General features: G+C 48.9%; 1 protein-coding gene, 40 tRNA genes and 2 rRNA genes (1 of these 43 running past the window's edge). 42 read left to right on the top strand and 1 reads right to left on the bottom strand.

Annotation, left to right across the window (positions count from 1 at the left end):
- From QM454_RS00415 to QM454_RS00210, 42 genes are all read left to right on the top strand, one after another.
- Nucleotides 1-426 (top strand): 23S ribosomal RNA (locus QM454_RS00415) (it extends 2,508 nt beyond the left edge of the window).
- 86 nt (nt 427-512) lie between these two features.
- Nucleotides 513-628, top strand: a 5S ribosomal RNA gene (rrf, locus tag QM454_RS00410).
- A gap of 111 nt (nt 629-739) precedes the next feature.
- Nucleotides 740-815: transfer RNA gene (locus QM454_RS00405), tRNA-Val, on the top strand.
- 26 nt (nt 816-841) lie between these two features.
- Nucleotides 842-917: transfer RNA gene (locus QM454_RS00400), tRNA-Thr, on the top strand.
- Between the two features lie 9 nt (nt 918-926).
- A tRNA-Lys gene (locus QM454_RS00395) sits at nt 927-1,002 on the top strand.
- A gap of 30 nt (nt 1,003-1,032) precedes the next feature.
- Nucleotides 1,033-1,114: transfer RNA gene (locus tag QM454_RS00390), tRNA-Leu, on the top strand.
- 8 nt (nt 1,115-1,122) lie between these two features.
- Nucleotides 1,123-1,197 (top strand) — tRNA-Gly (locus QM454_RS00385).
- Nucleotides 1,198-1,205: 8 nt separating this feature from the next.
- Nucleotides 1,206-1,294, top strand: a tRNA-Leu gene (locus QM454_RS00380).
- Nucleotides 1,295-1,310: 16 nt separating this feature from the next.
- Nucleotides 1,311-1,387, top strand: a tRNA-Arg gene (locus QM454_RS00375).
- 15 nt (nt 1,388-1,402) lie between these two features.
- A tRNA-Pro gene (locus QM454_RS00370) sits at nt 1,403-1,479 on the top strand.
- A 10-nt stretch (nt 1,480-1,489) separates the two neighbouring features.
- Nucleotides 1,490-1,565, top strand: a tRNA-Ala gene (locus tag QM454_RS00365).
- Between the two features lie 22 nt (nt 1,566-1,587).
- A tRNA-Met gene (locus QM454_RS00360) sits at nt 1,588-1,661 on the top strand.
- 7 nt (nt 1,662-1,668) lie between these two features.
- A tRNA-Ile gene (locus tag QM454_RS00355) sits at nt 1,669-1,745 on the top strand.
- A gap of 19 nt (nt 1,746-1,764) precedes the next feature.
- A tRNA-Ser gene (locus QM454_RS00350) sits at nt 1,765-1,857 on the top strand.
- A 75-nt stretch (nt 1,858-1,932) separates the two neighbouring features.
- Nucleotides 1,933-2,007, top strand: a tRNA-Met gene (locus QM454_RS00345).
- A 3-nt stretch (nt 2,008-2,010) separates the two neighbouring features.
- Nucleotides 2,011-2,086: transfer RNA gene (locus QM454_RS00340), tRNA-Asp, on the top strand.
- 88 nt (nt 2,087-2,174) lie between these two features.
- Nucleotides 2,175-2,250 (top strand) — tRNA-Phe (locus QM454_RS00335).
- Nucleotides 2,251-2,256: 6 nt separating this feature from the next.
- Nucleotides 2,257-2,330, top strand: a tRNA-Gly gene (locus QM454_RS00330).
- Nucleotide 2,331: 1 nt separating this feature from the next.
- Nucleotides 2,332-2,405 (top strand) — tRNA-Ile (locus QM454_RS00325).
- Nucleotides 2,406-2,411: 6 nt separating this feature from the next.
- Nucleotides 2,412-2,486, top strand: a tRNA-Asn gene (locus QM454_RS00320).
- A gap of 10 nt (nt 2,487-2,496) precedes the next feature.
- A tRNA-Ser gene (locus QM454_RS00315) sits at nt 2,497-2,587 on the top strand.
- Between the two features lie 8 nt (nt 2,588-2,595).
- Nucleotides 2,596-2,667 (top strand) — tRNA-Glu (locus tag QM454_RS00310).
- 270 nt (nt 2,668-2,937) lie between these two features.
- Nucleotides 2,938-3,013 (top strand) — tRNA-Val (locus QM454_RS00305).
- A 24-nt stretch (nt 3,014-3,037) separates the two neighbouring features.
- Nucleotides 3,038-3,113, top strand: a tRNA-Thr gene (locus QM454_RS00300).
- 6 nt (nt 3,114-3,119) lie between these two features.
- A tRNA-Lys gene (locus tag QM454_RS00295) sits at nt 3,120-3,195 on the top strand.
- A 32-nt stretch (nt 3,196-3,227) separates the two neighbouring features.
- A tRNA-Leu gene (locus QM454_RS00290) sits at nt 3,228-3,309 on the top strand.
- Nucleotides 3,310-3,317: 8 nt separating this feature from the next.
- A tRNA-Gly gene (locus QM454_RS00285) sits at nt 3,318-3,392 on the top strand.
- An 8-nt stretch (nt 3,393-3,400) separates the two neighbouring features.
- Nucleotides 3,401-3,489: transfer RNA gene (locus QM454_RS00280), tRNA-Leu, on the top strand.
- A gap of 16 nt (nt 3,490-3,505) precedes the next feature.
- Nucleotides 3,506-3,582 (top strand) — tRNA-Arg (locus QM454_RS00275).
- A gap of 15 nt (nt 3,583-3,597) precedes the next feature.
- A tRNA-Pro gene (locus tag QM454_RS00270) sits at nt 3,598-3,674 on the top strand.
- A 10-nt stretch (nt 3,675-3,684) separates the two neighbouring features.
- A tRNA-Ala gene (locus QM454_RS00265) sits at nt 3,685-3,760 on the top strand.
- Between the two features lie 23 nt (nt 3,761-3,783).
- A tRNA-Met gene (locus tag QM454_RS00260) sits at nt 3,784-3,857 on the top strand.
- 8 nt (nt 3,858-3,865) lie between these two features.
- Nucleotides 3,866-3,942: transfer RNA gene (locus tag QM454_RS00255), tRNA-Ile, on the top strand.
- A 19-nt stretch (nt 3,943-3,961) separates the two neighbouring features.
- A tRNA-Ser gene (locus tag QM454_RS00250) sits at nt 3,962-4,054 on the top strand.
- Nucleotides 4,055-4,253: 199 nt separating this feature from the next.
- Nucleotides 4,254-4,328, top strand: a tRNA-Met gene (locus QM454_RS00245).
- A 3-nt stretch (nt 4,329-4,331) separates the two neighbouring features.
- A tRNA-Asp gene (locus QM454_RS00240) sits at nt 4,332-4,407 on the top strand.
- Nucleotides 4,408-4,495: 88 nt separating this feature from the next.
- A tRNA-Phe gene (locus QM454_RS00235) sits at nt 4,496-4,571 on the top strand.
- 6 nt (nt 4,572-4,577) lie between these two features.
- A tRNA-Gly gene (locus QM454_RS00230) sits at nt 4,578-4,651 on the top strand.
- Nucleotide 4,652: 1 nt separating this feature from the next.
- Nucleotides 4,653-4,726: transfer RNA gene (locus QM454_RS00225), tRNA-Ile, on the top strand.
- Nucleotides 4,727-4,732: 6 nt separating this feature from the next.
- Nucleotides 4,733-4,807, top strand: a tRNA-Asn gene (locus QM454_RS00220).
- Between the two features lie 10 nt (nt 4,808-4,817).
- Nucleotides 4,818-4,908, top strand: a tRNA-Ser gene (locus QM454_RS00215).
- 8 nt (nt 4,909-4,916) lie between these two features.
- A tRNA-Glu gene (locus QM454_RS00210) sits at nt 4,917-4,988 on the top strand.
- 571 nt (nt 4,989-5,559) lie between these two features.
- Here the strand turns inward: QM454_RS00210 and QM454_RS00205 are convergent.
- Nucleotides 5,560-6,309 (bottom strand): TraR/DksA C4-type zinc finger protein, encoded by a 750-nt coding sequence (locus QM454_RS00205; protein WP_432360148.1) that lies wholly within the window; start codon nt 6,307-6,309, stop codon nt 5,560-5,562.
- Between the last annotated feature and the right edge of the window lie 44 nt (nt 6,310-6,353).

Below are 6,353 nucleotides of genomic sequence, written 5' to 3'. Positions count from 1 at the left end.
CCACATCGACGGGGAGGTTTGGCACCTCGATGTCGGCTCATCGCATCCTGGGGCTGTAGTCGGTCCCAAGGGTTGGGCTGTTCGCCCATTAAAGCGGTACGCGAGCTGGGTTCAGAACGTCGTGAGACAGTTCGGTCCCTATCCGTCGCGGGCGCAGGAAATTTGAGAGGAGCTGTCCTTAGTACGAGAGGACCGGGATGGACATACCGCTGGTGTACCAGTTGTCTTGCCAAAGGCATCGCTGGGTAGCTATGTATGGACGGGATAAATGCTGAAAGCATCTAAGCATGAAGCCCCCCTCAAGATGAGATTTCCCATTACATTTGTAAGTAAGATCCCTCAAAGAAGATGAGGTGGATAGGTCCGGGGTGGAAGCGTGGCGACACGTGCAGCTGACGGATACTAATCGATCGAGGACTTAACCTTATAAGTTAATTAAGTACGGTTGAACTTGAAGTTCAGCAACAATGTTGGTTTTATCCGGTTTTGAACGAACAAGTATCGTTCAATTGTCTGGTGACGATGGCGAAGAGGTCACACCCGTTCCCATACCGAACACGGAAGTTAAGCTCTTCAGCGCCGATGGTAGTAGGGGGCTTCCCCCTGTGAGAGTAGGACGTCGCCAGGCATACCATATTCATTACGTACTCAAGTGAACAATGAGAAGAAATGTACAACCATACATAGATGATCGATTGAAGCTGAAATAGTAATGAATACCTTATCAAAATTCCAACACGGAGGATTAGCTCAGCTGGGAGAGCACCTGCCTTACAAGCAGGGGGTCGGCGGTTCGAACCCGTCATCCTCCACCATATTATTTCTATTTACTTCTTAATATGCCGGTGTAGCTCAGTTGGTAGAGCAACTGACTTGTAATCAGTAGGTCGTGGGTTCGACTCCTATCGCCGGCACCATTTTTTTGAGAGCCATTAGCTCAGTCGGTAGAGCATCTGACTTTTAATCAGAGGGTCGCAGGTTCGAATCCTGCATGGCTCACCATTTCATGACTCTCTGTCTTGATATTAATATGCGGGTGTGGTGGAACTGGCAGACACGCTAGACTTAGGATCTAGTGCCGTAAGGCGTGGGGGTTCGACTCCCTTCACCCGCACTCTCAATGCGGAAGTAGTTCAGTGGTAGAATACGACCTTGCCAAGGTCGGGGTCGCGGGTTCGAATCCCGTCTTCCGCTCCATATGAATTGCCGGGGTGGCGGAACTGGCAGACGCACAGGACTTAAAATCCTGCGGTAGGTGACTACCGTACCGGTTCGATTCCGGTTCTCGGCACCATCTTACTTAATATAATGCGCCCGTAGCTCAATTGGATAGAGCGTCTGACTACGGATCAGAAGGTTGTGGATTCGAATTCTTCCGGGCGCGCCATTAACTTATTAATATCGGGAAGTAGCTCAGCTTGGTAGAGCACTTGGTTTGGGACCAAGGGGTCGCAGGTTCGAATCCTGTCTTCCCGACCACTTCTTAATTGGGGCCTTAGCTCAGCTGGGAGAGCGCCTGCCTTGCACGCAGGAGGTCAGCGGTTCGATCCCGCTAGGCTCCACCAAAACAATTTTAATACTAATTCCGGCGGCGTAGCTCAGCTGGCTAGAGCGTACGGTTCATACCCGTAAGGTCGGGGGTTCGATCCCCTCTGCCGCCATCCTAAAGGACCTTTAGCTCAGTTGGTTAGAGCAGACGGCTCATAACCGTCCGGTCGCAGGTTCGAGTCCTGCAAGGTCCACCACTATTTGAATAGTTATTACGGAGGAATACCCAAGCCTGGCTGAAGGGATCGGTCTTGAAAACCGACAGGGGTGTTAAAGCCCGCGGGGGTTCGAATCCCTCTTCCTCCGCCATATTTTTAAAACAACAATAGTGGTTGGAATTAAGAAATGAATAGTAGGATTTAAAATTCCTACAACTAACATTATCGCGGGGTGGAGCAGTGGTAGCTCGTCGGGCTCATAACCCGAAGGTCGCAGGTTCAAATCCTGTCCCCGCAACCAAATGGTCCCGTGGTGTAGCGGTTAACATGCCTGCCTGTCACGCAGGAGATCGCCGGTTCGATCCCGGTCGGGACCGCCATTTATTTTTATTACATAGTAATTACGATTTGATGATTGCAGGTTTCTAAGTGACTTTATAGAAATTATTAGCTGTCCAAGTCTAATGTGGCTCAGTAGCTCAGTCGGTAGAGCAAAGGACTGAAAATCCTTGTGTCGGCGGTTCGATTCCGTCCTGAGCCACCATTCCTTGCGGGTGTAGTTTAGTGGTAAAACCTCAGCCTTCCAAGCTGATGATGAGGGTTCGATTCCCTTCACCCGCTCCATGGGCCTATAGCTCAGCTGGTTAGAGCGCACGCCTGATAAGCGTGAGGTCGGTGGTTCGAGTCCACTTAGGCCCATCATATTCCGCAGTAGCTCAGTGGTAGAGCAATCGGCTGTTAACCGATCGGTCGTAGGTTCGAATCCTACCTGCGGAGCCAATTATTATACGGGGAAGTACTCAAGAGGCTCAAGAGGCGCCCCTGCTAAGGGCGTAGGTCGCGAAAGCGGCGCGAGGGTTCGAATCCCTCCTTCTCCGCCATGTTAATTGGCCCCTTGGTCAAGCGGTTAAGACACCGCCCTTTCACGGCGGTAACACGGGTTCGAATCCCGTAGGGGTCATACATTAAACGAGAGCAGAAAAGATAACTTCTTTTCCACTCTCGTTTATTACTCCTAACATGTAGGTTTGATCGAACAAACATCGTTCAAAAAAGTTTTTCGAAAAAAGACTTGTAATTTTCATCAGAATTGGTATAATCAATATTGTCCTGATTGATAGAACAACGAAGAGAAATGTACAAGCGTACTTGATTAAAGTTGATGCAGTAATGAGAAGTTTATTGCAGCTCCCATTAAAACTTGGGAAAGCGAGTAAGACAATTTTAACATGGAGGATTAGCTCAGCTGGGAGAGCACCTGCCTTACAAGCAGGGGGTCGGCGGTTCGAACCCGTCATCCTCCACCATATTATTTTATTCACTTCTTATATGCCGGTGTAGCTCAGTTGGTAGAGCAACTGACTTGTAATCAGTAGGTCGTGGGTTCGACTCCTATCGCCGGCACCATTTTTTGAGCCATTAGCTCAGTCGGTAGAGCATCTGACTTTTAATCAGAGGGTCGCAGGTTCGAATCCTGCATGGCTCACCATTTCATGACTCTCTGTCTTGATATAAATATACGCGGGTGTGGTGGAACTGGCAGACACGCTAGACTTAGGATCTAGTGCCGTAAGGCGTGGGGGTTCGACTCCCTTCACCCGCACTCTCAATGCGGAAGTAGTTCAGTGGTAGAATACGACCTTGCCAAGGTCGGGGTCGCGGGTTCGAATCCCGTCTTCCGCTCCATATGAATTGCCGGGGTGGCGGAACTGGCAGACGCACAGGACTTAAAATCCTGCGGTAGGTGACTACCGTACCGGTTCGATTCCGGTTCTCGGCACCATCTTACTTAATATAATGCGCCCGTAGCTCAATTGGATAGAGCGTCTGACTACGGATCAGAAGGTTGTGGATTCGAATTCTTCCGGGCGCGCCATTAACTTATTAATATCGGGAAGTAGCTCAGCTTGGTAGAGCACTTGGTTTGGGACCAAGGGGTCGCAGGTTCGAATCCTGTCTTCCCGACCACTTCTTAATTGGGGCCTTAGCTCAGCTGGGAGAGCGCCTGCCTTGCACGCAGGAGGTCAGCGGTTCGATCCCGCTAGGCTCCACCAAAAACAATTTTAATACCAATCCTGGCGGCGTAGCTCAGCTGGCTAGAGCGTACGGTTCATACCCGTAAGGTCGGGGGTTCGATCCCCTCTGCCGCCATCCTTAAAGGACCTTTAGCTCAGTTGGTTAGAGCAGACGGCTCATAACCGTCCGGTCGCAGGTTCGAGTCCTGCAAGGTCCACCACTATTTGAATAGTTATTACGGAGGAATACCCAAGCCTGGCTGAAGGGATCGGTCTTGAAAACCGACAGGGGTGTTAAAGCCCGCGGGGGTTCGAATCCCTCTTCCTCCGCCATATTTTTAAAACAACAATAGTGGTTGGAATTAAGAAATGAATAGTAGGATTTAAAATTCCTACAACTAACATTATCGCGGGGTGGAGCAAATCACATAACGCAGAATGTGATTTGTGTAATTTCCTGAAAGGAAATTACAACAGAGTCCCAAAGCAAAACAGAATGCGTAGGATTTAAAGTTCCTACAACTAACATTATCGCGGGGTGGAGCAGTGGTAGCTCGTCGGGCTCATAACCCGAAGGTCGCAGGTTCAAATCCTGTCCCCGCAACCAAATGGTCCCGTGGTGTAGCGGTTAACATGCCTGCCTGTCACGCAGGAGATCGCCGGTTCGATCCCGGTCGGGACCGCCATTTATTTTTATTACATAGTAATTACGATTTGATGATTGCAGGTTTCTAAGTGACTTTATAGAAATTATTAGCTGTCCAAGTCTAATGTGGCTCAGTAGCTCAGTCGGTAGAGCAAAGGACTGAAAATCCTTGTGTCGGCGGTTCGATTCCGTCCTGAGCCACCATTCCTTGCGGGTGTAGTTTAGTGGTAAAACCTCAGCCTTCCAAGCTGATGATGAGGGTTCGATTCCCTTCACCCGCTCCATGGGCCTATAGCTCAGCTGGTTAGAGCGCACGCCTGATAAGCGTGAGGTCGGTGGTTCGAGTCCACTTAGGCCCATCATATTCCGCAGTAGCTCAGTGGTAGAGCAATCGGCTGTTAACCGATCGGTCGTAGGTTCGAATCCTACCTGCGGAGCCAATTATTATACGGGGAAGTACTCAAGAGGCTCAAGAGGCGCCCCTGCTAAGGGCGTAGGTCGCGAAAGCGGCGCGAGGGTTCGAATCCCTCCTTCTCCGCCATGTAAACTGGCCCCTTGGTCAAGCGGTTAAGACACCGCCCTTTCACGGCGGTAACACGGGTTCGAATCCCGTAGGGGTCATAATTCAAAAAGCAGGTAGAGAAAACATTACATTTTCTCTACCTGCTTTTTTTGTTGTTTTGTGTAAGTCATTCGCTGCATTGCCTATGTCTTGTGAGTGTTCGAGACGTAAGGTATTCATCGAAGTTGTCAAAGCTCGTATACGCTATAAAGCGCTCGTATAATTGCGCCACGCTCATAAACTCACACAGCCGCTCATAAATCTCCATACACGCTCATAAATCCGCACAACCGCTCATAAATCTCCGCACACGCTCATAAACCCGCCCAACCGCTCATAAATCTCCGCACACGCTCATAAACCCGCCCAACCGCTCATAAATCTCCGCACACGCTCATAAACCCGCCCAACCGCTCATAAATCTCCGCACACGCTCATAAACCCGCCCAACCGCTCATAAATCTCCGCACACGCTCATAAACCCGCCCAACCGCTCATAAATCTCCGCACACGCTCATAAACCCGCCCAACCGCTCATAAATCTCCATACACGCTCATAAACTCACACAGCCGCTTATAAATCCGTCCCAACGCCCACAACCGCTCAAATACACTAACAGACCCTGTTCATCATTCTTCGCCTGTGTAACTGTCCCTTAGACGATATGGAATGTCACCGATAGGCGATTCCAACCCTTCATCATCTAATTTTCCTTCATATTGCTCCGATATATCCGATCTTACAAATCCTCTCGTTTCGCCCGTGATGTCTGTGCTAATGAACTCTTCCACTTCTTCCGCCGCGCCGTCAAATATTTCATCATCATAAAGAGTATTATAGTCATCATGATCTCCTATGAAATCGGATGGTGTTTCAGATGTGCCCGATTTAGCTATTTCCTGGAAGCTGTCTTCACTGTCTCGTTCATTTCTTTCTCTGTCAGTACTACCTCTTCTGTCCGCAAACGTATTTGGATTCGCCATAATCAAAATATCTTCTTCTGATGGACGGTCGTCCGGCACATTCCGTTCAGGGGTATGATCAATGCAGTATGTCGTATACGGAAGTGCTTCCAACCTTTCAAAAGGGATTTCAGTGTTACATTCTTGGCAATACCCGTATGTTCCGTTCATCAAAGCTTGCAAGGCATGATCCACTTTACTGGATTCGTCACTTGCATGTGCGTGCAATGCGAGATCTTTTTCCCTTTCGAAGAGCTCTGTTCCCATATCACCTGGGTGATTGTCATACGTTGATAATTCTCCGATTTCTTCTCTGGCAGAGTTTCTAATATCCGTTTCACTTTCAGTTTTTTGAAATTGTGATTTCATTTCCATTAAACTTTCTCTTAGTAACATTTTTTGTTGGTCTGTTAACATGATCAGCACATCCTTTTATGTTAGTTGCATTAGTATGGTCATAC

The sequence above is a fragment of the Sporosarcina sp. UB5 genome (assembly GCF_050859005.1).
GTDB lineage: Bacteria > Bacillota > Bacilli > Bacillales_A > Planococcaceae > Sporosarcina.
This window is presented reverse-complemented; position numbering and strand designations above follow the sequence as displayed.